This is a genomic window from Caulobacter sp. GW821-FHT11E11 (assembly GCF_058808315.1).
The window spans coordinates 645,171-667,088 of sequence record NZ_JBXARO010000001.1 but is presented as its reverse complement, the minus strand read 5'-3'; the positions used below and the strand labels follow the sequence as shown (position 1 = coordinate 667,088).

At 69.0% G+C, this 21,918-nt stretch carries 20 protein-coding genes and 1 pseudogene; 17 read left to right on the top strand and 4 right to left on the bottom strand.

All coding sequences use genetic code 11. The features are described 5' to 3' along the window. Window positions 1-214 precede the first annotated feature (214 nt). The 9 genes from obgE to AC1RR5_RS03345 all read left to right on the top strand — a co-directional run bounded on the left by obgE (window position 215) and on the right by AC1RR5_RS03345 (window position 9,342). The gene (gene obgE / locus AC1RR5_RS03385; RefSeq protein WP_492919677.1) at window positions 215-1,279 is read left to right on the top strand and encodes a GTPase ObgE; all 1,065 of its coding nucleotides are present in this window, start codon (window positions 215-217) and stop codon (window positions 1,277-1,279) included. Continuing rightward, the gene (gene proB, locus AC1RR5_RS03380; RefSeq protein WP_492919676.1) at window positions 1,276-2,406 is read left to right on the top strand and encodes a glutamate 5-kinase; all 1,131 of its coding nucleotides are present in this window, start codon (window positions 1,276-1,278) and stop codon (window positions 2,404-2,406) included. Before obgE ends, proB begins: the two co-directional genes overlap by 4 nt. A 13-nt stretch (window positions 2,407-2,419) precedes the next feature. Beyond that, window positions 2,420-3,949, top strand: a complete 1,530-nt coding sequence (locus AC1RR5_RS03375) for a UbiD family decarboxylase (protein ID WP_492919675.1) — start codon at window positions 2,420-2,422, stop codon at window positions 3,947-3,949. A 47-nt stretch (window positions 3,950-3,996) separates the two neighbouring features. Continuing rightward, window positions 3,997-4,563 carry a hypothetical protein gene (locus AC1RR5_RS03370; RefSeq protein WP_492919674.1) on the top strand — a complete coding sequence of 189 codons (567 nt, stop codon included), beginning with the start codon at window positions 3,997-3,999 and terminating at the stop codon, window positions 4,561-4,563. Window positions 4,564-4,621: 58 nt separating this feature from the next. Next, a complete protein-coding gene (locus AC1RR5_RS03365; RefSeq protein ID WP_492919673.1) occupies window positions 4,622-6,451 on the top strand; it encodes a M14 family metallopeptidase in 1,830 nt (609 codons plus the stop codon). 86 nt (window positions 6,452-6,537) lie between these two features. Next, a complete protein-coding gene (locus AC1RR5_RS03360; RefSeq protein ID WP_492919672.1) occupies window positions 6,538-6,939 on the top strand; it encodes an MAPEG family protein in 402 nt (133 codons plus the stop codon). A 38-nt stretch (window positions 6,940-6,977) separates the two neighbouring features. Beyond that, window positions 6,978-8,309, top strand: a complete 1,332-nt coding sequence (locus AC1RR5_RS03355) for a TldD/PmbA family protein (protein ID WP_492919671.1) — start codon at window positions 6,978-6,980, stop codon at window positions 8,307-8,309. Further along, window positions 8,306-9,085 (top strand): 3'(2'),5'-bisphosphate nucleotidase CysQ, encoded by a 780-nt coding sequence (locus tag AC1RR5_RS03350; RefSeq protein WP_492919670.1) that lies wholly within the window; start codon window positions 8,306-8,308, stop codon window positions 9,083-9,085. The genes AC1RR5_RS03355 and AC1RR5_RS03350 overlap by 4 nt, the downstream gene beginning before the upstream one ends. Before the next feature lie 20 nt (window positions 9,086-9,105). After that, window positions 9,106-9,342, top strand: a complete 237-nt coding sequence (locus AC1RR5_RS03345; RefSeq protein WP_291871969.1) for a DUF4170 domain-containing protein — start codon at window positions 9,106-9,108, stop codon at window positions 9,340-9,342. A 26-nt stretch (window positions 9,343-9,368) separates the two neighbouring features. On the opposite strand, the gene AC1RR5_RS03340 is transcribed toward AC1RR5_RS03345, so the two are convergent. Further along, window positions 9,369-10,034, bottom strand: a complete 666-nt coding sequence (locus tag AC1RR5_RS03340) for a fused DSP-PTPase phosphatase/NAD kinase-like protein (protein WP_492919669.1) — start codon at window positions 10,032-10,034, stop codon at window positions 9,369-9,371. A 144-nt stretch (window positions 10,035-10,178) separates the two neighbouring features. Between AC1RR5_RS03340 and AC1RR5_RS03335 the strand changes: the two genes are divergently transcribed. From AC1RR5_RS03335 to lpxK, 5 genes are read left to right on the top strand one after another with little or no spacing between them, the layout of a single operon-like run. Then, a complete protein-coding gene (locus AC1RR5_RS03335) occupies window positions 10,179-11,984 on the top strand; it encodes an ABC transporter ATP-binding protein (RefSeq protein ID WP_492919668.1) in 1,806 nt (601 codons plus the stop codon). Continuing rightward, on the top strand, window positions 11,981-12,682 hold the full coding sequence (locus tag AC1RR5_RS03330; protein ID WP_492919667.1) for a lysophospholipid acyltransferase family protein: 702 nt from the start codon (window positions 11,981-11,983) through the stop codon (window positions 12,680-12,682). Before AC1RR5_RS03335 ends, AC1RR5_RS03330 begins: the two co-directional genes overlap by 4 nt. A gap of 31 nt (window positions 12,683-12,713) precedes the next feature. After that, window positions 12,714-13,724, top strand: a complete 1,011-nt coding sequence (locus tag AC1RR5_RS03325) for a cation diffusion facilitator family transporter (RefSeq protein ID WP_492919666.1) — start codon at window positions 12,714-12,716, stop codon at window positions 13,722-13,724. Then, window positions 13,721-14,959: a 3-deoxy-D-manno-octulosonic acid transferase gene (locus AC1RR5_RS03320; RefSeq protein WP_492919665.1), complete on the top strand. Its 1,239-nt coding sequence runs from the start codon at window positions 13,721-13,723 to the stop codon at window positions 14,957-14,959. Before AC1RR5_RS03325 ends, AC1RR5_RS03320 begins: the two co-directional genes overlap by 4 nt. Further along, on the top strand, window positions 14,956-15,963 hold the full coding sequence (gene lpxK, locus AC1RR5_RS03315) for a tetraacyldisaccharide 4'-kinase (protein ID WP_492919664.1): 1,008 nt from the start codon (window positions 14,956-14,958) through the stop codon (window positions 15,961-15,963). Before AC1RR5_RS03320 ends, lpxK begins: the two co-directional genes overlap by 4 nt. Window positions 15,964-15,967: 4 nt before the next feature. On the opposite strand, the gene AC1RR5_RS03310 is transcribed toward lpxK, so the two are convergent. Together AC1RR5_RS03310 and AC1RR5_RS03305 are read right to left on the bottom strand one after the other, a co-directional pair. Continuing rightward, complete coding sequence (locus tag AC1RR5_RS03310) at window positions 15,968-17,254, bottom strand: metal-dependent hydrolase family protein (RefSeq protein ID WP_492919663.1); 1,287 nt, start codon at window positions 17,252-17,254, stop codon at window positions 15,968-15,970. Window positions 17,255-17,261: 7 nt separating this feature from the next. Next, window positions 17,262-18,344: a phosphotransferase family protein gene (locus tag AC1RR5_RS03305; protein WP_492919662.1), complete on the bottom strand. Its 1,083-nt coding sequence runs from the start codon at window positions 18,342-18,344 to the stop codon at window positions 17,262-17,264. A gap of 261 nt (window positions 18,345-18,605) precedes the next feature. Between AC1RR5_RS03305 and AC1RR5_RS03300 the strand changes: the two are divergent. Further along, a pseudogene (locus AC1RR5_RS03300) lies at window positions 18,606-18,981 on the top strand (VOC family protein). Window positions 18,982-19,003: 22 nt separating this feature from the next. Here the strand turns inward: AC1RR5_RS03300 and purD are convergent. Continuing rightward, on the bottom strand, window positions 19,004-20,284 hold the full coding sequence (gene purD, locus AC1RR5_RS03295; protein WP_492919661.1) for a phosphoribosylamine--glycine ligase: 1,281 nt from the start codon (window positions 20,282-20,284) through the stop codon (window positions 19,004-19,006). Window positions 20,285-20,396: 112 nt separating this feature from the next. On the opposite strand from purD, the gene AC1RR5_RS03290 reads away from it, so the two are divergent. Both AC1RR5_RS03290 and AC1RR5_RS03285 read left to right on the top strand, forming a co-directional pair. After that, window positions 20,397-21,071 (top strand): DUF2306 domain-containing protein, encoded by a 675-nt coding sequence (locus AC1RR5_RS03290; protein WP_492919660.1) that lies wholly within the window; start codon window positions 20,397-20,399, stop codon window positions 21,069-21,071. Further along, complete coding sequence (locus tag AC1RR5_RS03285; RefSeq protein WP_492919659.1) at window positions 21,068-21,880, top strand: LytTR family DNA-binding domain-containing protein; 813 nt, start codon at window positions 21,068-21,070, stop codon at window positions 21,878-21,880. The genes AC1RR5_RS03290 and AC1RR5_RS03285 overlap by 4 nt, the downstream gene beginning before the upstream one ends. Window positions 21,881-21,918: the final 38 nt, after the last annotated feature.

Genomic DNA, 21,918 nt, shown 5'->3' with positions numbered 1-21,918 from the left:
CAGCCTCCCATTCCGCCGAGAGAAACGACGGTTACGCTGCCAAGACACTTTGTCGCACTCTGTGTTTTAACATTTCGTCACGACGACGAACAGCGGTCACGCTTTTTAACGCGGCCAAGCGCCACAGTTCGAAAGACCGGTCTGGATACCGTAGCGTAAGCCTCAGAAGCCATTTTGGCTCGACGCATGGGACGCCTTGGGACTAAAGAGCGCCATGAAATTCTTGGACCAATGCAAGATCTACATCCGCTCGGGTAACGGCGGCGGCGGATCGGTGTCGTTCCGCCGCGAGAAGTACATCGAGTACGGCGGCCCGGACGGCGGCGACGGCGGTCGCGGCGGCGATGTATGGATCGAGGCCGTCGAAGGCCTCAACACCCTGATCGACTACCGCTACCAGCAGCACTTCAAGGCTGGCACGGGCATCCACGGCATGGGCCGCGCGCGCCACGGCGCCGCCGGCGACGACGTGCTGCTGAAGGTTCCGGTGGGCACCGAAATCCTCGAAGAGGACAAGGAGACCCTGATCGCCGACCTGGACCACGCGGGCGCGCGCCTGCTGCTGGCCAAAGGCGGCAACGGCGGCTGGGGCAACCTGCACTTCAAGGGTCCGGTGAACCAGGCCCCGAAATACGCCAATCCCGGCCAGGAAGGCGAAGAACGCTGGATCTGGATGCGGCTGAAGCTCATCGCCGACGTCGGCCTGGTCGGCCTGCCCAACGCGGGCAAGTCGACCTTCCTGGCCGCCGCCAGCGCCGCCAAGCCCAAGATCGCCGACTATCCCTTCACCACCCTGACCCCGAACCTGGGCGTCGTGGACCTGTCGACCGACGAGCGCTTCGTCATCGCCGACATTCCCGGCCTGATCGAGGGCGCGTCGGAAGGCGCGGGGCTTGGCACCCGTTTCCTCGGTCACGTCGAGCGCTCCGCCACGCTGATCCACCTGATCGACGGCACGCAGGACGACATCGCCGGCGCCTACGAGACGATCCGGGGCGAGCTGGAAGCCTATGGCGAGGACCTGGCCGACAAGGCCGAGATCCTGGCCCTCAACAAGATCGACGCCCTCGACGAGGAAACCCTCGCCGAGAAGATCGCCGAGCTGACGCAAGTGTCCGGCATCAAGCCGTTCCTGGTCTCGGGCGTCTCGGGCCAGGGCGTCACCGAACTGCTGCGCGCCGCCTACAAGCAGGTGCGCATCCGTCGCGGCGAACTCGAGGCGGATATCGACGAGGACGAAGACCACATCGAGGAGACCCCCGGGGGCTGGACGCCGTGAGCCAGGCCGCCGGGGCGTTCTCTAGCGCCCGTCGCATCGTGTTCAAGGTCGGTTCGGCCCTGCTGGTCGACGCCGAGACGGGCCGCGCCAACCGCGCCTGGCTGGAGGCGTTCTGCGCCGACGCCGCCGCCCTGCGCGCCGCCGGCAAGCAGGTGTTGGTGGTCTCGTCGGGCGCCGTCGCCCTGGGCCGCCGCCGCCTGGGTCTCGTGGGCCGCAAGACCACCCTGCCGGAAAAGCAGGCCGCCGCGGCCGCCGGCCAGAGTCTCTTGATGCATGCCTGGGAAGAGGCCTTCGAGCCGCACGGCATCGGCGTCGCCCAGATCCTGCTGACCCGCGACGACACCGAGATGCGCCGCCGCTGGCTGAACGCCCGCGCCACCACCGAGACCCTGATGGGCCTGGGCGTGGTGCCGGTGGTCAACGAGAACGACACCGTCGTCACCGAAGAGATCCGCTACGGCGACAACGACCGCCTGGCCGCCCGCGTGGCCCAGATGGCCGGCGCCGACCTGCTGGTGCTGCTGTCGGACATCGATGGCCTCTACACCGCCGATCCGCGCAAGAACCCCGACGCCGCGCACATCCCGCTAGTCAGCGAGATCACGCCCGAGATCGCCGGCATGGCCGAGGGCGCCAACGCTGCCGCTGGCGTGGGCACTGGCGGCATGGCCACCAAGATCGCCGCCGCCCGCATCGCTCGCGCCGCCGGCTGCGCCACCCTGATCACCCTGGGCTCGCGCCCGCGCCCTCTGGCCGCCATCGCCGACGGCGAGAAGGCCACGCTGATCGAGGCCAACGCCTCGCCCGCCGCCGCCTACAAGGCCTGGATCGCCGGCTCGCTGGCCCCTCAGGGCTGGGTGACGGTCGACGCCGGCGCCGCCAAGGCGCTGGCCACCGGCAAGAGCCTGCTGGCCGCCGGGGTGCGCGCCATCGAGGGTCCGTTCGACAAGGGCGACGCCGTCCGCGTGCGCGACGAGACCGGTCGCGAGGTCGCCCGCGGCCTGGTCCGCTACGACAGCGCCGACGCCCACCGCATCGCTGGCCTGCGCTCCGACGCTATCGAGGCCGAGCTGGGCTTCACCGAAGGCCCGATGATCCACGCCGACGACCTGGCCGTCGCGAACTAGTTCGAGAGTCCCCATGGCCTACCGTTCCTTGCGCGAATTCATCGACGTCCTGGAGGCCAAGGGCGAGCTGGTGCGCGTCACCGAGCCGGTCTCCAGCGTGCTGGAGATGACCGAGATCCAGACCCGCCTGCTGGCCACCGGCGGTCCGGCGGTGCTGTTCGAGCACGTGCTGCTGCCCGACGGCTCGCGCTCGTCGATGCCGGCCCTGGCCAACCTGTTCGGCACCGTCAAGCGCGTGGCCATGGGCGTGACCCTTGGCGGCGAGCCGCGCACCACCGCCGGCGAGCTGCGCGAGGTCGGCGAGCTGCTGGCCTTCCTGCGCCAGCCCCAGCCGCCCAAGGGCCTGAAGGACGCCATCGACATGCTGCCCCTGGCCAAGACGGTCATGAGCATGCGCCCTGGCACGGTGAAGAAGGCCCCGGTGCAGGAGGTCGTCCTGACCGGGGACCAGATCGACCTGACCAAGCTGCCGGTCCAGACCTGCTGGCCGGGCGAGCCGGCGCCGCTGATCACCTGGCCGCTGGTGGTGACCAAGGGTCCGGGCAAGGACCGCGAGGACGACTTCAACCTCGGCATCTACCGCATGCAGGTCCTGTCCAAGGACAAGTGCATCATGCGCTGGCTGGCCCACCGCGGCGGGGCCCAGCACTACGCCCGCCACAAGCAAGCTGGGCGAAAAGAGCCCCTGCCCGCCTGCGCCGTGCTGGGGGCTGATCCCGGCACCATCCTGGCCGCCGTGACCCCGGTGCCCGACACCCTGTCGGAATACCAGTTCGCCGGCCTGCTGCGCGGGGCCAAGGTTGATCTCGTGCCGGCCAAGACCGTGCCGCTGATGGTCCCAGCCCACGCCGAGATCGTCATCGAGGGCCACGTCCTGCTCGACGAGTTCGAGGACGAAGGCCCCTACGGTGACCACACCGGCTACTACAACAGCGTCGAGAAGTTCCCGGTCTTCCAGGTGACGGCGATCACCATGCGCAAGGACCCGATTTATCTCACCACCTTCACCGGCCGGCCGCCGGACGAGCCCAGCGTGCTGGGCGAGGCGCTGAACGAGGTGTTCATTCCCCTCATCCGCCAGCAGTTCCCCGAGATCGTCGACTTCTGGCTGCCGCCCGAGGGCTGCAGCTACCGCATCGCCGTGGTGTCGATGAAGAAGGCCTATCCCGGCCACGCCAAGCGCGTGATGCTGGGCGTCTGGAGCTATCTGCGCCAGTTCATGTACACCAAGTGGGTGATCGTCGTGGACCACGACATCAACGCCCGCGACTGGAAGGACGTGATGTGGGCGATCAGCACCAAGATGGATCCCGCCCGGGACATCACGGTGATCGAGCACACGCCCATCGACTATCTCGACTTCGCCAGCCCTGAGAGCGGCCTCGGCTCCAAGATCGGTCTGGACGCCACCGACAAGTGGCCGCCCGAGACCAAGCGCGAGTGGGGCGAGGAGATCCGCATGGACCAATCGGTGGTGGAGGCCGTCACCGAAAAGTGGGCGCGGCTGGGTTTGCCGGGAGACGGAACGCCGATCTGGAAGTAGCGTCGCCTGAGTCGGCGCTCGGGGGAGCCTCGACGCCGGGGGGGCTGATGGACGCGATCGAGATCTTCTACGGCGCCTATGGGGCCTTGCTGGCGCTCGCCATCGGCAAGCTGATGACCTCGGTCGCGGGCCTGATCCGCAGGCGATCCGACATCCGCATCGGCTGGCTGACGCCGCTTCTGATCCTGTTGCTGCTGCTCGACATCTGCAGCTTCATCAACAGCGCCTCGCGCCTGATGGGGCTGGCTGACCTCAGGCTCAGCATCGTCTCGACCGGCATCCTGGCCTGCGCCGTCTACTATCTGGCCGCCGCCCTGGTCGCGCCGGAGGACTTCGCCGCCTGGCCTGACCTCGACGCCTATTACGACCGCCACAAGCGCCTGGTCGTCGGCGCGATCACCGTGGCCAGCCTGCTGGGCTTCGAGCTCAGCTCGGCGCTGGTCAAGGGCTTCGCCGAAACCTTCCAGGCGCGCTGGATGGGCCTGCAGGCCACGCTGCTGCTGGCCTTCTACCTGCTGGTGATCGCCCTGTTCGTGGTCCGTAACCGGGCGGTCAATGTGGTGCTGCTGGCCATACTGAACGCAATCTTCGTGGTGGTGATGTTCACCTTCTAGGCCGGCTTTGGCGGCGGGCCTCTTGCCACGCCCGCGCGGAACGGCGACGACAGCGGACATGCGCCGCTCGCTGATCATCGCCTCCGCCCTGCTTGCCCTGGGAGCCCCCGCCATGTCGCAGACCCCGTCGTCCAAGGCTCCCTGGGATCAAGCCTTCCTGCCGCCCGCCCCGCACTGGCAAGGCGCCAGCCAGGCCCTGATCCGCGACAAGTCCGATCCGTGGGTGACACCGTTCGAGGCCGACGCCGACCACGACTTCTCGCCGACCTATGTCGACACCCGCGCCTGGTTCGACCGGCTGGACAAGGTGTCCAAGCTGATCCGCGTCGAGGACTTCGGCGTCTCGCCGCAGGGCCGCGAGATCTTCGCCGTCATCGCCTCCAAGGACGGCGACAAGCTGGATCCCAAGAAGCCGCTGCTGCTGGTCCAGTGCGGCATCCACCCCGGCGAGATCGACGGCAAGGACGCCGGCATGATGCTGCTGCGGGACATGGCTTTCCACGGCAAGGACAAGCTGCTGGACAAGGTCAACCTGGTCCTGATCCCGATCCTGTCGGTCGACGGCCACGAGCGCTCGGGCGCCTATTCGCGCCCCAACCAGCGCGGGCCGCGCATCCAGGGCTGGCGCAACACCGCCACCAACCAGAACCTCAATCGCGACTTCATGAAGCTGGACCAGCCGGAGATGCAGGCCCTCAAGCGCCTGCAGGCCAAGTACCGGGCCGATCTCTATGTCGACGTCCACGTGACCGACGGCATGGACTACCAGTACGACGTCACCTACGGCTTCAACGGTGAGAACGGCGTCTGGAACCGCTCGCCGGCCATCGCCAAGTGGCTGGACGACGTCCTCAAGCCGACCATGAACAAGGGCCTGGAGGCCGAGGGCCACATCCCCGGCGAGCTGGTGTTCGGCATCGACGAGCACAATCCGAAGGCCGGCTTCAACGATGGCGGCCTCGGCGAGCGCTTCTCGAACGGCTGGGGCGCGGCGGCCCACGTCCCGACCATCCTGATCGAGAACCACAGCCTCAAGCCCCACGCTCAGCGCGTGCTGGGCACCTACGTCTTCATCGAGACGGCCCTGAAGCTGCTGGCCGACAAGGGCGGCGATCTACGCGGCGCCATCGCGGCCGACAGCGCCCTGCGTCCGGAGCAAGTGCTGGCTAACTTCGTGGGCGACGACAAGCCGGCCTATATGCGCGACTTCAAGGGCATCAAGTACGAGACCTACGACAGCCCTGCCTCGGGCCGGAAGGAAGTGCGCTGGCTGGGCGAGGCCGATCCCGAAATCTGGAAGACGCCCTTCTACGGCTCGCACTCGACCCTCAGCCTCAAGCGTCCCGTCGCCTACTATGTGCCGAGCTACCGCGCCGACCTGATCGAGCGCCTGAAGCTGCATGGCGTGACGTTGGAGACCCTGCCGGCCGACAAGAGCGTGAACGTCGAGATGATCCGCCTGGTCGATCCGAAGCTCGCGACCCGCGCCAACGAAGGCCACGTCCAGATCAGCGTCGACAAGGTCACCACCGAAAGCCGCGCCTGGACCTTCCCCAAGGGCTCGGTGCGCGTGCCGACCGACCAGCCGTTGGGCGACCTGGTCGTGCTGCTGCTGGAGCCGCAGTCCAGCGAGAGCTTCTTCGCCTGGGGCATGGTCCCCGAGGTGCTGAGCCGGGTCGAATATATCGAGCCCTACGCCATCGCCCCGCTGGCCGAGAAGATGCTGGCGGCGGATCCGAAGCTGAAGGCCGAGTTCGAGGCCAAGCTGGCCGCGGAGCCCAAGTTCGCCGCCGATCCCGACGCGCGCCTGGCCTGGTTCTACAAGCGCACGCCGTTCTACGACGACCACCACCTGCTCTATCCGATCGCTCGCGAAATCGCGCGATAGGCGGGTCGGCTTGCCGACCGAGCACTGAAGGGCTCATATGAGCCCTTCGCCGGGGGGCGGGATAGTTACTAGGGCTTGAGTTACCGATGGATACGATTGCTTCCGGCCACGCCGCGGCGTTGTGGGCCGGCCTGCACCTTTTCCTGCTGCTGATCCTGTCGTTGCTGGTGGTGCGTCTGCGCCAGAAGCACAAGGTGGCGCTGGGCGACGAAGGCATCCCGGAACTGGCCCGCGCCATCCGAGCCTTCGGCAACGCCACCGAATATGTCCCGACCGGCGTCGGGGCCCTGGCCGTGCTGGCCGTGGCCGGCGCCTCGCCGCTGACCATCCACGTCGTCGGTTTCGTGCTGTTCGCCGGCCGCGTGATCCACGCCGTCGGCCTCTCCACCAACGGCGGCGCGTCGATCGGCCGATCGGTCGGCATGGTCGCCACCTGGCTGGCCTACATCTTCGCGGGCGTGGCCCTGCTGCTGTCGGCTATCGGCTAAAGCTTGCCCCTGCGGGGGAGCCTCGTCCATAAGACCGCATGGACGATAATCTGCTGCATGACGTGGTCGCCGCCGCGCGCAAGGCCGGGGCCGACGCGGCCGAAGCTGTCTTCGCCGAGCGCCAATCCCTCTCGGTCTCGGTTCGCCTGGGCGAGCTGGAAGAGGTCGAGCGCGAAGAAGCCCGCGACCTGGGCCTGCGCGTCTTCATCGGCCAGCGCAGCGCCACCGTCTCCGGCTCCGACGTCTCGGCCGAGGCCCGCGCCAAGCTGATCGAGCGCGCCGTCGCCATGGCCCGCCTGGCCCCGGAAGATCCCTATGCCAGCCTCGCCCAGCATGATCGCCTGGCCAAGGGCCCGTTCCCTGACCTTGATTTGATCGACGCCTACGAGCCCACGGCCGAGGCTCTGGAGACCCAGGCCCGCCAGGCCGAGGAGCACGCCCGCGCGGTCCAGGGCGTCACCAACACCGACGGCGGCTCTGCCAGCTGGAGCAAGTCGAGCTGGTCGCTGGTCACCACCGCCGGCTTCCACGGGACCCACGCGGCCACCGGCCACTCGGTCTCCGCTTCGGCCATCGCCGGCGAGGGCGCAGGTATGGAGCGCGGCGGCGAAGGCCGCTCGACCCGCCACTTCGGCGACCTGCCGGCCGCCGGCGACATCGGCATGGAGGCCGGCCGCCAGGCCGTCGCCCGCCTCAACCCGCGCAAGATCGCCTCGACCACCGCCCCGGTGATCTTCGAGAACCGCCTGGCCATGAGCCTGATAGGTCCGATGCTGGGCGCGATCTCGGGTCCGTCGATCGCCCGCGGCAGCTCGTTCCTGAAGGACAAGCTGGGCCAGGCGATCTTCCCGCGCGGCATCCGCCTGACCGAGGATCCGCACCGCGTGCGCGGTCTGGGCTCGGCCCCGTTCGACGACGAGGGCGTGGCCACGGAAGTGCGCAGCCTGATCGACGACGGCGTGCTGACCACGTGGCTGCTGAACACGTCATCGGCCAAGCAGCTGGGCCTGACCACCACCGGCCACGCCTCGCGCGGCCTGGCCGGCCCGTCAGGCGTCTCGACCCACAACCTGACCCTCCAGCCCGGCGAGAAGGATCTGGCCGGCCTGATGAAGGACGCCGGCACGGGCCTGCTGGTCACCTCGATGTTCGGGCCTTCGCTGAACGGCAACACCGGCGACTGGTCGGTGGGCTGCTCGGGTGTCTGGTTCGAGAACGGCGAGAGCACCGGCCCGGTGACCGAGATCACCGTCGCCGGCAACCTGATCGACATCTACGCCCGCCTGGTCCCCGGCTCGGACCTGGAATATCGCGGCGCCAGCAACAGTCCGTCGATCCTGGTCGACGCCCTGGCGATCGCGGGCAAATGAACGACCTGGACCTGATCCTTCAAGCCGCCAGGGAAGCCGGCGAGCTGGCGCTCTCGGCCCGTGAGAGCGGCCTGAAGATCTGGTCCAAGGAGGGCGGCTCGCCGGTCACCGACGCGGACTTGGCCGTCGACACCCTGCTGAAGACCGAGCTGACCGCCGAGCGTCCCGACTATGGCTGGCTGTCGGAAGAAACCGCCGACGATCCGGCCCGGCTGACCACCCGCCGCCAGTTCGTGGTCGACCCGATCGACGGCACGGTCGCCTTCATGAAGGGCAAGCCGTGGTTCGCGGTCTCGATCGCGGTCGTGGAGAACGGCCAACCGATCGCCGGCGTCGTCCACGCCCCGGCCCTGAACGAGACCTACGCCGCCACGATCGACGGCCCGGCGACCCTGAACGGCCAGCCCATCGCGCCCAGCACCACGAGCGAGCTCTTCGGCGCGGCCATGCTGGGCGACGCCAAGATGTTCGCTCACCCCGCTTGGCGCGAACCCTGGCCGGAGATGCGCATCGAGAGCCGCAACTCGATCGCCTATCGCATGTGCCTGGTGGCCGCCGGGACCTTCGACGCCGCCGTCGCCCTGTCGCCCAAGAGCGAGTGGGACCTGGCCGCCGCCGACCTGATCTGCCGCCGCGCCGGCGCCGCCGTCAGCGATCACAAAGGCCGCGATTTCGCCTATAATCGCCCCGTGCCGCTGGTTCCGAGCCTGGTTTGCGCCAATATGGCCCTGGCGCCATTGATCCTGTCACGCGTCGGGCATATCGAGCTGCCATAAACATAATTCCTCGCAGGAACATGCTTCAAATGGTCGATAAGCAGCTTCTTCATATCGTGGTCGGTGGCGAACTGAAGGATGTCGCCGGTATTGAATTCCGCGACCTGAGCAAGGTCGAGTTCGTCGGCGCCTATCCCAGCTACGAAGACGCCCACAAGGCTTGGAAGGCGAAAGCCCAGGCGACCGTGGACAACGCGCACGCGCGCTACTTCATCATCCACGCGCACAAGCTGCTGGATCCCTCCAGCGAGGGCTAAGGGCTCGGGGGCCGGCCTGCCGGCCCCTATTCCCGCCGCAGGATCTTGTCGGTCAGCATCTTCCCCAGCATCCCGGCGCGGAAGGTCTTCTTCATCTCGACAGGATTGTAGTCGTCGCTCTCGACCCACTCGCTGAACGTCAGCCCCTTGGGTTCGCCGACTTCCAGATATTGCTCGAACACGTAGTCCAGCACGCCGGTGTTGCCGTGCTTGATGTGCAGGTAGCGCGGTGACAGCTGCTCGACCGCCTCGCGGATCGGCAGGCCCAGGCGGTAGTGGGCGTAGAAGACGCTCATGATCCCGGCCCGGTCCGCGCCCGACTTGCAGTGCATCAGGGCCGGGTACTCGATCGTCTCGAATAACTCTTTCGCCCCCCGCACCCGCTCGCGGATCGGGACCTCGCGCGAGGTGATGGTGAAGTCGACGAAGTTCAGGCCCAGGCGCTCGCAGGCGTCCTTCTCCAGCGCGTAGAAGCTGCCGTCGAAGCCGCCGCGCAGGTTCACGATCGTCTTGATGCCTTGCTTCTTCCACCAGGCCAGCTGGAACGGCCAGGGCTGGTTGGCGCGAACCATTTCGGGGCTGATCCAGTGGGCGTTCGAGAAGCCCAGGCGCAGATAGGCGTGGTCGTTCCACAGATAGTGGAGATAGGTCTTGAACCGGCCCCAGGGCGTGGCGAGGTCGAACTTGGCCAAGAGGGCGCTTTCCTTCGGGATTTCGCCGCCTAGGTAAGGGTATCGGCCTCGAAAGGCAAAACCCGCCCTCATGGTGTCGCTTTTACCCGGCAGTGCGTCCCGCAAGTCATTGACAGTCCTCGCACGAAATCCGACCCCTCCCGCATGACCTCGCCGGACAACCAGCCCTCGAACCGCGCCCTGATGGGCCGGATGTGGCGCGAGTTCCTCAAGCCCCGCTGGAAGGGCCTGGCGGTCTCGATCGTCAGCGCGGCCATCGTCGCGGCCCTGTCGGTCAAGCTGGCCAAGATCATCGAGCCGGCCATCGACCAGCTGATCACCCATCCGCGCGCTGGCGCGATCTGGGCCATTCCGCTGACCATCGCGGGCCTCGCCTTGGCGCGTGGCGTGTTCCAGGTGATCCAGGCCCAGGTCATCAATCGCATCGGCAATGGCGTGGTCGGCGACATGCAGGTGCGCCTGTTCGGCCGCCTGGTCCGCTCGGACCTGCAGCGCTTGCGCGGCGCGCACTCGGGCTCCTACGTCGCCTCGGTGCTCTATGACGCCGGTCTGATCCGCGAGGCGGCGACCACGGGCGTAGTCAACTATGTCCGCGAGTTCCTGACCGTGGTCGGGGCGCTCGCCGCCATGTTCACCCTGGACCCGCTGCTGGCGGCTGGCGTGCTGGTCATCGCGCCGCTGGCCAGCCTGATCATCCGCAGCTTCTCCAAGAAGACTACCAAGGCCGCCAAGGGGGCCATGGGCGAGACCTCGAACCTGTCGACGGCGATCATGGAGAGCCTGGACGGGGTCAAGATCGTCAAGATGGAGAACCGCGAAGCCTATGAGGAGGCCCGCGTCGCCGCCGTGGTCGCGCGCCGTCAGCGCCACCTGATCAAGGGTAGCAACGCCCGCGCCATGGCCGCCCCGGCCACCGAGACCTTCACCACAGCCATCGTCGCCGTGGTCTTCGCCTATGCCGGCTGGCGGGCGACCAGCGGCGTGCTGAATCTCGGCCCCTTCACTCTGTCGCCGTTGACGGCCGGGGTGTTCTTCGCCTTCATGACCAGCCTCTTGATGGCCGCCCAGTCGCTGCGCCAGGTCGCCAATCTGCAAACAGTGTTCAGCGAGGGCCTGACCGCCGCTCGCCGGCTGTTTGCTGCTCTCGACGTCGCGCCGACCATCGTCGATCCCGCCGACGCAAAGGCCCTACCGGCCGGCGATAGCGCCATCGCCTTCGACCACGTCAGCTTCGCGTATGGCGACGACGCCCCCGCCCTGTCGGACGTCTCGCTGACCGCGCGCAAGGGCGAGACCGTGGCCCTGGTCGGCCCCTCGGGCGGCGGCAAGAGCTCGATCCTCAACCTGATCCCGCGCTTCTACGACGTGACCGCCGGCGCGGTGACCATCGACGGCCACGACGTCCGCGCCGTGACCCTGGCCAGCTTGCGCGACCGCATCGCCCTGGTCACCCAGGAGCCGTTCCTGTTCGACGACAGCATCCGCGCCAACATCGCCTATGCCCGCCCCGGCGCCAGCCAGCTGGAGATCGAGGCCGCCGCGCGCCAGGCCGCCGCCCACGACTTCATCCTGGACCTGCCCGAGGGCTACGACACCGCTGTCGGCGAGGCCGGGGCGCGCCTGTCCGGCGGCCAGCGCCAGCGCATCGCCATCGCCCGCGCCTTCCTCAAGAACGCCCCGATCCTGCTGCTGGACGAGGCCACCAGCGCCCTCGACACCGAGAGCGAAGCCCAGGTCCAGGCGGCTCTGGAGCGGCTGATGGCCGGCCGCACCACCATCCTGATCGCTCACCGCCTGTCGACCGTGAAGAACGCCGACCGCATCTACGTCATCGAGAAGGGCCGCGTCGTCGAGACCGGCGCCCACGCCGAATTGGCCCGTGCCGGTGGCCTCTATGCGCGCCTGGCCAAGGCCCAGGACCTCGACCACGTTCCGGAGACTTCCACTTGAGGCCTCTGCGTTCGCCGTTCGTGATCTGGCTCTTGTCCTCGATCTTCGCCGGCTATTCCAAGCTGGTGTTCCGCACCCTGCGGATGACCGTCGAGGGCGCCGAGCAGGCGGAAGCCGTCTGGGCCCAGGGCCGTGAGACCGGCGCCGGCGCGATCCTGTGCTTCTGGCACTCGCGCATCCCGATGTCGCCGCTCAGCTGGCCGCAGGACCTGGCCCGTCGCCAGGACATGCGCGCCCTGATCTCGCGCTCCAACGATGGCGAGTTCATCGCCCGCACGGTCGAGAAGCTGGGCTTCCCGGCCATCCGCGGCTCGTCGGCCAAGAAGACCGATCTGGCCAAGAACAAGAACGGCGAGCAGGCCTTCCGCGACATGGTCAAGTGGGTCAAGGACGGCGGCGGCATCGCCATCACGCCGGACGGCCCGCGCGGCCCGGCCGAGCACATGGAGAAGGGCACGCCGTCCCTGGCCCGCCTCACCGGCGCGCCGGTGATCTTCGTGGGCCTGGCCGCCAAGCCCTGCATCCGCTTGGGCTCGTGGGACAACACCATGGTCCCCCTGCCCTTCGCCAAGGCCGCCATGGTCTGGGACGGTCCGACCGGCGCCGGCCGTGGCGACGACCCCGACCAGCTGGTCGAAGCCTGGGCCGATCGCCTCTCGGCCGTCACCCGCCGCGCCGAACAACTGGTCGAAGATTGATCCGACCCGCCCTTGGTGGGATGTAGGACCCATGCCGCACGACGCTCACGGACACAGCCACGATCACAAGCACGACCATGATCACCACGATCATGACCATGCGCATGGTCACGGCCATCATCACGGACACAACCACGGTCCCGGCGGTCATCATCACCACGCCCCCAAGGACTTCGGCCGCGCCTTCGCGATCGGGGTGGCGCTGAACCTGGGCTTCGTGCTGGTCGAGGCCGGCGCCGGGCTGATCACCCATTCGCTGGCCCTGCTGGCCGACGCCGGCCACAATCTGTCGGACGTTCTGGGCCTGCTGCTGGCCTGGGGCGCGGCCGTGCTGGCCAAGCGCGCGCCCAGCGCCCGTCGCACCTATGGCCTGCGCAAGGGCACCATCCTGGCCTCGCTGGCCAATGCCGCCCTGCTGCTGCTGGCCGTCGGCGCCATCGCCTGGGAGGCCATCCGCCGCTTCGGCGCGCCTGAGCCCATCCAGACCGGTCCGGTGATGATCGTCGCCGCCATCGGCATCGCCATCAACACCGCCACGGCCCTGATGTTCATGAAGGGCGCAGAGGACGACCTGAACGTCCGGGGCGCCTTCCTGCACATGGCCGCCGACGCCGGTGTCTCGGCCGGCGTGGTGGTCGCGGCCCTGGCCATGGCCTTCACCGGCTGGCTGTGGCTCGATCCCGTGGTCAGCCTGGCCATCGTCGTCGTCATCGTGCTGGGCACCTGGGGTCTGCTGCGCGACTCGCTGGACATGGCCCTGGACGCCGCGCCGCGCGGCATCGATCCTGGAAAGGTGAGAGAATGGCTGGCGGCGCGCCCGGGCGTCAGCGAAGTCCACGACCTGCACATCTGGGCCATGAGCACGACCGAGACGGCGCTGACGGCTCACGTCGTCCGTCCGCTGGACGGCGATCACGACCAGTTCCTGCACGACGCCTGCGCCGAGTTGGCCAGCAAGTTCAAGATCGGCCACGTGACCATCCAGGTCGAGACCACCCACGGCGCCCACAACTGCTCGCTCGCCCCTGAAGGCGTCGTGTGATCCGCCCCGGCGCCCTGAACCTCTACCGGGTCGCCACGGGCCTGCTCGAACCCATCGCTCCCGCCCTGCTGGCCGGCCGCGCCCGCAAGGGCAAGGAGGACCCGTCGCGACTCGCCGAACGCCTCGGCCGCACTGAGGTCTTGCGTCCCGACGGTCCGCTGGTCTGGCTGCACGGCGCCAGCGTCGGCGAGAGCCTGTCGATCCTGTCGCTGGTCGAGCGCCTGCGGGCCGAACGCCCCGAGGTCACGGTGCTGGTCACCTCCGGCACCACCACCTCGGCGGCCCTGCTGGCCAAGCGCCTGCCGGCCGGCGCGATCCACCAGTACGTCCCGGTCGACGCCCCCGGCGCGGCGCGGCGGTTCATCGCCCGCTGGAAGCCGAGCCTGGCGGTCTTCGTCGAGAGCGAGCTGTGGCCCAACCTTCTGCTGGAAGCCAAAGCCGCCGGGACGCGCCTGGCCCTGGTCTCGGCCAAGCTGTCGGACCGCAGCTTCGCCAGCTGGCAGAGACGCCCCGACGCCGCGCGCCAGCTGCTGTCGGGCTTTGACCTGATCCTGGCCCAGGACTCAAGGGCCCACGACCGCTTCGAGGCCCTGGGCGGCAAGGTCGCCGGCGAGGCCGATCTGAAATTCGGCGCCGCGCCGCTGCCGACCGTGGCCGGCGACATCAGCTTCGCTCGTCCGCCCCTGCTGATCGCCAGCACCCATCCAGGCGAGGACGAGATCGCCCTGGACGCCATCATCGCCTTACCGGACCGTCCGCCCGTCGCCCTGGCCCCGCGCCATGTCGAGCGCGGTCCTGCGATCGTGGAGTTGGCTAAGGCTCGAGGGCTCTCCGCCGCATTGCGCAGTCAAGTAGCGCACCAGGCTGGGTCTGATGTGCTCGTCGCCGACACCCTGGGCGAGATGGGCCTGTGGTTCCGCCTGGCCGGGACCTCCGTCATCGCCGGCAGCCTGATCCCCGACATCGGCGGCCACAATCCGCTGGAAGCCGCGCGCCTCGGTTGCCCGGCGATCAGCGGCCCGTTCGTCGACAACTGGACCTCGGCCTTCGCAGGCCTGGAAGCTGCTGGAGGCGTGGTCATGGCGGCTCCACAAGGCCTGCGCGACGCGATCGCCGCCGACCTCGCCGATCCTGCCGCCGCCAAGGCTCGCGCCGCCCGCGCTCGTAGCTATGTCGACACCCGCGACGCCGAGGCCCGCGCCGGGCTCTTCCGAATCCTCGAGCTGGTCCCATGAAACTCGGCACGCCCCGCTGGTGGTACGTCAAGCACGGCGGCCCCGCCCCGCTGACCCGCGCCCTGCTGACCCCACTGTCGTGGATCTGGGCCGACGCCACGCGTCGCCGCATCGCCCGCGCGACCCCGGCCATTGTCGGCGCGCCGGTGATCTGCGTCGGCAACGTCACCATGGGCGGCGCGGGCAAGACCCCGATCGTCCGCGAGCTGCTGCTGACCCTGACCAAGCGCGACGTCAACGCCCACGGCCTGTCGCGCGGCTACGGCGGCAAGCTTAAGGGCCCGACCCAGGTCGACACGAGCCGCCACACCGCCAAGGACGTCGGCGACGAGCCGCTGATGCTGGCCCAGGACTTTCCGATGTGGATCGCGGTCGATCGCGTCGCCGGGGCCAAGGCCGCCGTCCGTCGCGGCGCCCAGGCGGTCGTCATGGACGACGGCCACCAGAACCCCAGCATCAAGAAGGCCCTGTCCCTGGTCGTGGTCGATGGCGAGACGCGCGGCGGCGAGTGGCCATTCGGCGACGGCCGGGTCTTCCCCGCCGGCCCGATGCGCGAGCCGCTGAAGGTGGGTCTGTCGCGCGCCGACGCGGTGATCGTGCTGCTGCCGGTCGACATGGAACAGCCCGACTTCGACCTGCTCGTGCAGTTCGGCGACATGCCGGTGCTGGTCGCGCGGCTCGAGGCGGCCGCCCCCGTCCCTGCGGGCCCGCAGGTCGGCTTCGCCGGCATCGGCAAGCCCTGGAAGGTCGAGAAGGCCCTGACCGCCGCCGGTTGCCAGCTGGTCGACTTCGCCCCCTTCCCCGACCACGGCGAATATGACGAAGCCACGCTGAAGATGCTGGCCGACCGCGCCAAGGTCTATGACGCCGGCCTGGTCACCACCGAAAAGGACTGGGTCCGCCTGCCGGCCAAGTGGCGCGAGAAGGTCACCCCCTGGCCCGTCCGCGCCCGCTTCGACGACGAGGCGGCGCTGGGAGAGCTGCTGGCGAAGGTGGGGCTGTAGCGGCCTATTTGTAGACCACCCCGCCCTTGATCACCGACGTCACGCGCTGCAGTTCGGTGACGTCCTTCAGCGGGTCGCCCTTCACCGCGATCAGGTCGGCGGACTTGCCGGCCGCGAGGCTGCCGATCTCGCTCGACAGCGAGAAGTGGTCGGCCGCGTTGACCGTCGCCGTCTGGATCGCTTCCAGCGGCGTCAGGCCCGCCTTGACCAGCAAAACGAACTCGCCGGCGTTGTCGCCGTGGGCGGAGACCCCGGTGTCGGTGCCGAACGCGATCTTGACCCCGCCCTCATGGGCGCGGCGGGCCATGGCGAGCATCTTCGGGCCAGCGTCCAGCGCCTTGGCGGTCTGGGCCGGGGTCAGGAAGTTGTTCGGCCCCGTGGCGACCCGATAGACGAAGTCGCCGGCCATCAGGGTCGGCACCAGGTAGGCGCCGTTCTTCTTGAAGGCGGCGATGCTGTCGGCGTCCAGATAGGTGCCGTGCTCGATCGAGTCGCCGCCGGCCTTCAGGAAGCTGTTGATGCCGTCTACGCCGTGGGCGTGGGCGGTGACCTTGCGGCCCATGCGGTGGGCGGTCTCGACGATGGCCGACAACTCGGTGTCCGAGAACTGCTGGTTCAGGCCGGCGGCGGTGTTGGAGAGCACGCCGCCCGTGGCGGTGATCTTGATGATGTCGGCGCCCAGCCAGACCTGCTCGCGCACGGCGCGGCGGCAGTCATCCGCGCCCGAGCACACCGAGGTCGGCCGCAGCACGTGCATGACCTCCTCGCTGTAGCCGTTGACGTCGCCATGGCCGCCGTGGACCGACACGGCCGAGCCGGCGGCCAGGACGCGCGGGCCGGGCACGTCGCCGCGCTTGATGCCCTCGCGCAGGGCGAAGATGGCCTTGTTGTCGGCCCCCAGGTCCGCGACCGTCGTGAAGCCGGCCATAAGGGTCTTGCGCGCAAAGCCCGCACCGACCAGCGCGTCGTCGGCGGGACCACGGGTGACGGCCTGCAGCCGGCCGTTCGGGTTCTGCTCGTGGGTCAGGTGGACGTGGCTGTCGATCAGGCCGGGCAGGACGAAGCTGTCCTTGAGGTCCACGACCTTGCCGCCGGGCTCGGAGACATAGCCGTCGACGATGCGCGTGACCTTGCCGTTCTCCAGCACCAGGGTCTTGGCCGTCTCGACCTTGCCCGAGGCGGGATCGGCCAGCAGGCGACCCGCCTGGACGAAGACGGTTTCGGCGTGCGCGACACCACCCAGCGCCCCGGCGATCGCCAGGGCGCAGACGCCCGACAGCAGTTTCCGCATGTAGCCCCTAAGCCCCCGCCTTCTGCGCGAAGGCCCAGGCTCCCTTGGCCAGGACCGGCACGCGCGCCTCCATCAGCTGCGCATGGGCGCTGGCGGCGGTGCCGTCACGGACGCGGCCGACGATGCCCTGGCAGATGCCGGCCAGTCTGAAGAGGTTGTAGCTGAAATACCAGTCCAGCTCGGGCAGGCCGTCGCGGCCGGTGGCTTTGCAATAGCGCTCGACCGCCTGCGGGATGGTCGGCACGCCATAGGCCTCCAGGTCCTTGATCTCGGCCAGGCCCCCGCGCTGGTCGGATGGCATCACCCAGTTCATCAGGAAGTAGCTGAAGTCGGCCAGCGGATTGCCCAGGGTCGACAGCTCCCAGTCCAGCACGGCCACCACCTTCGGCTCGGTGGCGTGCAGGATCATGTTGTCCAGGCGGTAGTCGCCATGGACGATCGAGGTCTTGTCGTCGACCGGGCAGCTCTGCGGCAGCCACGCCATCAGCTTGTCCATCTCGTCGATGGGCTTGGTCTCGGACGCCTTGTACTGCTTGGTCCAGCGATCGATCTGGCGGGCGAAATAGTTGCCCGGCTTGCCGTAGTCGGCCAGGCCCACGGCCGCGTAGTCGACGTTATGCAGGGCCGCCAGGGTGTCGATCTGGGCCTCGTAGATCGCGCGGCGCTCGGCCGGCTGGTAGTCCGGCAGGGTGCCGTCCCACAGGATCCGGCCCTCCACATTGTCCATCACGTAGAAGATCGTGCCGATGACCTCCTCGTCCATGCACAGGGCGTAGGCCTTGGCGACCGGGAAGTCGGCTTTGTTCAGGCCCGAGATCACCTTGTACTCGCGGTCGACGGCGTGGGCGCTGGGCAGCAGCTTGCCCGGCGGCTTGCGGCGCAGGACGTATTTCTTGGCCGGCGTGACCAGCTGATAGGTCGGGTTCGACTGGCCGCCCTTGAACTGGCGCACCTCCAGCGGACCGGCATACCCCTCGACATTGGCCTCGAGCCACGCCGCCAGCTTGGCTTCGTCGATCGCATGGCGCGGGTCGACCGGCTTGGTGCCCGAGTTCAAGTCCTGGGCGGACTGTTCGGCGGCTTCGGCCATGGCGCTTCTCCCCAACGCTTGTTTGAACGGCGAGTTTAGAGGCAGACGCAGCGGAGGCAACCCGCTACAATCCCGGCGTCGAAAAAGGGCCAAGGACCGGAACCAACCTAGGTAAGCCCGGTCGCTCCGCATCGCGGAGAACCTGTACCCAGCCTCCGGGCAGGGACCCGCGACGAGACGACGGCGCACTCCCGCGCCGTTGGCTCGGCGCATCTGTGGTCCTGTCGATGATATTCAAAGCCCCCGTGCGCCGCGCCCCTCATCAAGGAGAGCGCCCATGCGCCTGAACCACCTCGACCTGCCCGTTCCGGACATCGCCGCGACGCGGGACTTCTTCGAAACCTGGCTGGGCTTCACCCACGAGCGGACGCTGGGCCAGAACGGCCTCGCGATTCTGCGGGACAGCGCGGGGCTGGTGCTGGTCCTCAGCCGTCTGCAGGACACCGGCGCCGAGACCTGGCCCTACCCGTTCCACATCGGCTTCCATCTGGAGACCGAGGACGCGGTCAACGACCTGCATCGGCGCATGACCGAGGGCGGCGTCGCCGTCGGCGAGGCCTCGGTGCAGCGCGGGGCTTTCAGCTTCTACGTCACCGCGCCGGGCGAGATCCTGGTGGAGATCGCCCACCGGACCTAGCCGCCGGCAGCGGGCGCTCGGCCTATTGCTTGAGCGCCCGCCAGCCGATGTCGCTGCGGTAGAAGCCGCCTTCCAGCGAGATCGTCCCTAGCGCCGCATAGGCCACATCGCGGGCCTCGTGCAGGGTTGCGCCCAGGGCGCAGACGTTCAGCACCCGGCCGCCAGAAGCGCGCAGGGCGCCTTCGGCGTCGCGGGTCGTGCCGGCGTGGAAGACCACGGCCTCGTTGCCGAAGTCGGCTTCGGCGTCCTGGATCAGGCCGCCGGTCTTGGGGGCGTCGGGATAACCCTCGGCGGCAAGGACCACGCAGATCGCCGCTTCCTCGCGCCACTTGGGCGGCTCGGCGCTGGCCAGCTCGCCCTTGGCGCAGGCCAGCAGGATCGGGACGATGTCGCTCTCCAGCCGCAGCATCAGGGTCTGGCACTCGGGATCGCCGAAGCGGGCGTTGTATTCGACGAGCTTGGGACCCGTGGGCGTCAGCATCAGGCCGGCATACAGCACGCCGACATAGGGATTGCCCTCGGCGGCCATGCCCTCGACGGTCGGGACGATCAGTTCGCGCCAGGCCTGCTCGATCAGGGCGTCGGTCAGGACGGGCGGCGGCGAATAGGTGCCCATGCCGCCGGTGTTGGGGCCCTCGTCGCCGTCATAGGCGCGCTTGTGGTCCTGGGCCGCGCCGAACAGCACGGCAGTCTTGCCGTCGGAGAGGGCGAACAGCGAGGCCTCCTCGCCGTGCATGAACTCCTCGATCACCACGCGGGCGCCGGCCGAGCCGAAGCGGCCGCCCAGCATGTCGACCACGGCGGCGTCGGCCTCGGCCCGGGTCGCGGCGATGACCACGCCCTTGCCGGCCGCCAGGCCGTCGGCCTTGATCACGAACGGCGCTTCCAGCGTATCGAGGAAGGTCCCAGCCGAGGCCGCGTCCTCAAACACGCCATAGGCCGCCGTCGGCAGGCCGTGGCGCTGGCAGAAGTCCTTGGTGAAGGCCTTGGAGGTTTCCAGCTGCGCGGCGCGCTGGCTGCCGCCGAAGCAGGGAATGCCGACCTCGGCCAGCTTGTCGGCCAGGCCGACCTCCAGCGCCGATTCCGGGCCAACCACTACCAGGTCAGCGCCGATCTCCTGGGCCAGAGCCACGAGGCCGTCGGCGTCGGTGACCTTGACGGCGCGCAGCTCGGCGACGGCTTCGATGCCGGGATTACCAGGGGCCGCGACAAGGCGGCCGCACAGCGGCGACTGGGCGATCTTCCAGGCCAGGGCGTGCTCGCGCCCGCCGGACCCGACGAGGAGGATGGTCAGCTTTTCCATGAGCGCGGGGTGTGGCGTGCGCGCGCCCCCGGGTCAAGCGGTTCGCCCCTGTCGGCCGCCGTTCACCCCATCGCGATGGAGAGGCCGAGGACGCTCGCCGAAGCTGCGGTTCATGGAAACGCTCTTCTCCCCAACCCTGGCGCTGCACGTCGCCTGCGGCTTTGCCCTGGTCGTCGTCGGCCTGGTTCCGATCCTGGCCCGCAAGGGCTCGCGCCTGCATCGCTGGGCCGGGCGGACCTTCGTCGTCCTGATGAGCGGGCTGCTGGCCGCCGCCTGGGTGATGACCGCGATGCACTTCAGCGCCTATTTCGCGGCCCTGTCGGCGACGGCGACGATCACGGTCCTCTCCGGGACGCGGGTCCTGGGCCGCAAGCGGCCGGACCTGGATCCCCGCCAGCGGGCGACGGCGATGGACTGGGGCGTCACCCTATTCGTCATCGCCATCGGCGCCTGGGTGCTCTTCCTGGCCGCCACGGGTCAGACCGGCCGTAACGGCGCGGTGTCGATGGCCCTGGTCTATGGGGCCTTCACCCTGGGCGGCTGGGACCTGTGGCGTTTCGCGCGCCCGACCGACTGGCCGTTCTCGCCGAACCTCTGGACCTACGAGCATCTTGTGAAGATGCTGAGCGCCTACGGGGCGGTGATGAGCGCCTTCTCGGGCAACTTCCTGACCTTCCTGCCCACGCCATGGAGCCAGCTCTGGCCGACCCTGCTGTTCCAACCGATGGCGGTGATCTGGATCGTCGTGCTGGCCACGCGCCGGCGACGGGCCTCGGCGCCCGCTTGAGACGCGCGCCGACCTCGGCCTGGGTCTGGGCGTTCGCGGCCTATAGTTGGGCGATGACCACGGTCTGCGCGGCGTGGTTCGCGCGGCGGTTCTCGGCCGAGCGCGGGGTGGCGCTGGATGTCGCCACCTCACTGCTCTGGCAGGGCGCGGTCTATGCCGCCTGGCTGCCGGCGGCGGGTCTGGTCTGGCGGATCCTGCGAGGGTTCGGCGCCGGTCCTCGGGGTCTGCTGGCGGCGTCTCTGGCAGGCATCATCGCCGTGCCATTGGAGGCGCTGGCGTCCAGCCTGATCGACCAAGCCTTCATCGGCGGAACGGACCTGGCCGGACGGGTCGTAGGCCGGGTTCCCGTCTGCATCCTGCTCTACACCGCCATCGTCGCCGTCGGCCTGGCCGCCGTCCATCATCGCCGGGCCGCCGAGGCCCGCGCCCGCAACGCCCTGCTGGAGGCCGCGCTCGCCGAGGCCCGCGCCGTCGCCGCGCCGCCCGAGCGGCTGATGGTCATGGCCGGTTCTCGCCGCGCGCCCGTCGAGGCCTCGGCGGTCGAGCGGTTCGAGGCGGCCGATAACTATGTCGTCGTGCATTGGGCCGGCCGGGAGGGCCTGCTGCGGGCCACGCTCCAAAGCCTGGAGTCCCGGCTGGATGCGCGCGTCTTCGTTCGCGTCCACCGCTCGACGCTCGTGAATCTGGCCCATGTGCGCGAGGCCCAGCCGCTGTCAGACGGCTCGTGGCGGCTGACCCTGGCCAGCGGGGCCGAGGTCGTCACCAGCCGCACCTATCGCGAGGACGTGCTGCGGCGCCTGGGCCGCTGACGGTGCGTCCTATCGTCTCGTTTGGCTGATTACGACCT

Bases quoted from the DNA above. Each gene is read 5' to 3' on its own strand.
- AC1RR5_RS03335 (WP_492919668.1), top strand. From the start codon at position 10,179: ATGACCTCGCCGGACAACCAGCCCTCGAACCGCGCCCTGATGGGCCGG.
- AC1RR5_RS03345 (WP_291871969.1), top strand. From the start codon at position 9,106: ATGCTTCAAATGGTCGATAAGCAGCTTCTTCATATCGTGGTCGGTGGC.
- AC1RR5_RS03350 (WP_492919670.1), top strand. From the start codon at position 8,306: ATGAACGACCTGGACCTGATCCTTCAAGCCGCCAGGGAAGCCGGCGAG.
- AC1RR5_RS03305 (WP_492919662.1), bottom strand. From the start codon at position 18,344: ATGGCCGAAGCCGCCGAACAGTCCGCCCAGGACTTGAACTCGGGCACC.
- AC1RR5_RS03370 (WP_492919674.1), top strand. From the start codon at position 3,997: ATGGACGCGATCGAGATCTTCTACGGCGCCTATGGGGCCTTGCTGGCG.
- obgE (WP_492919677.1), top strand. From the start codon at position 215: ATGAAATTCTTGGACCAATGCAAGATCTACATCCGCTCGGGTAACGGC.
- AC1RR5_RS03360 (WP_492919672.1), top strand. From the start codon at position 6,538: ATGGATACGATTGCTTCCGGCCACGCCGCGGCGTTGTGGGCCGGCCTG.
- lpxK (WP_492919664.1), top strand. From the start codon at position 14,956: ATGAAACTCGGCACGCCCCGCTGGTGGTACGTCAAGCACGGCGGCCCC.
- AC1RR5_RS03290 (WP_492919660.1), top strand. From the start codon at position 20,397: ATGGAAACGCTCTTCTCCCCAACCCTGGCGCTGCACGTCGCCTGCGGC.
- AC1RR5_RS03310 (WP_492919663.1), bottom strand. From the start codon at position 17,254: ATGCGGAAACTGCTGTCGGGCGTCTGCGCCCTGGCGATCGCCGGGGCG.
- AC1RR5_RS03365 (WP_492919673.1), top strand. From the start codon at position 4,622: ATGCGCCGCTCGCTGATCATCGCCTCCGCCCTGCTTGCCCTGGGAGCC.
- purD (WP_492919661.1), bottom strand. From the start codon at position 20,284: ATGGAAAAGCTGACCATCCTCCTCGTCGGGTCCGGCGGGCGCGAGCAC.
- AC1RR5_RS03375 (WP_492919675.1), top strand. From the start codon at position 2,420: ATGGCCTACCGTTCCTTGCGCGAATTCATCGACGTCCTGGAGGCCAAG.
- AC1RR5_RS03325 (WP_492919666.1), top strand. From the start codon at position 12,714: ATGCCGCACGACGCTCACGGACACAGCCACGATCACAAGCACGACCAT.
- AC1RR5_RS03355 (WP_492919671.1), top strand. From the start codon at position 6,978: ATGGACGATAATCTGCTGCATGACGTGGTCGCCGCCGCGCGCAAGGCC.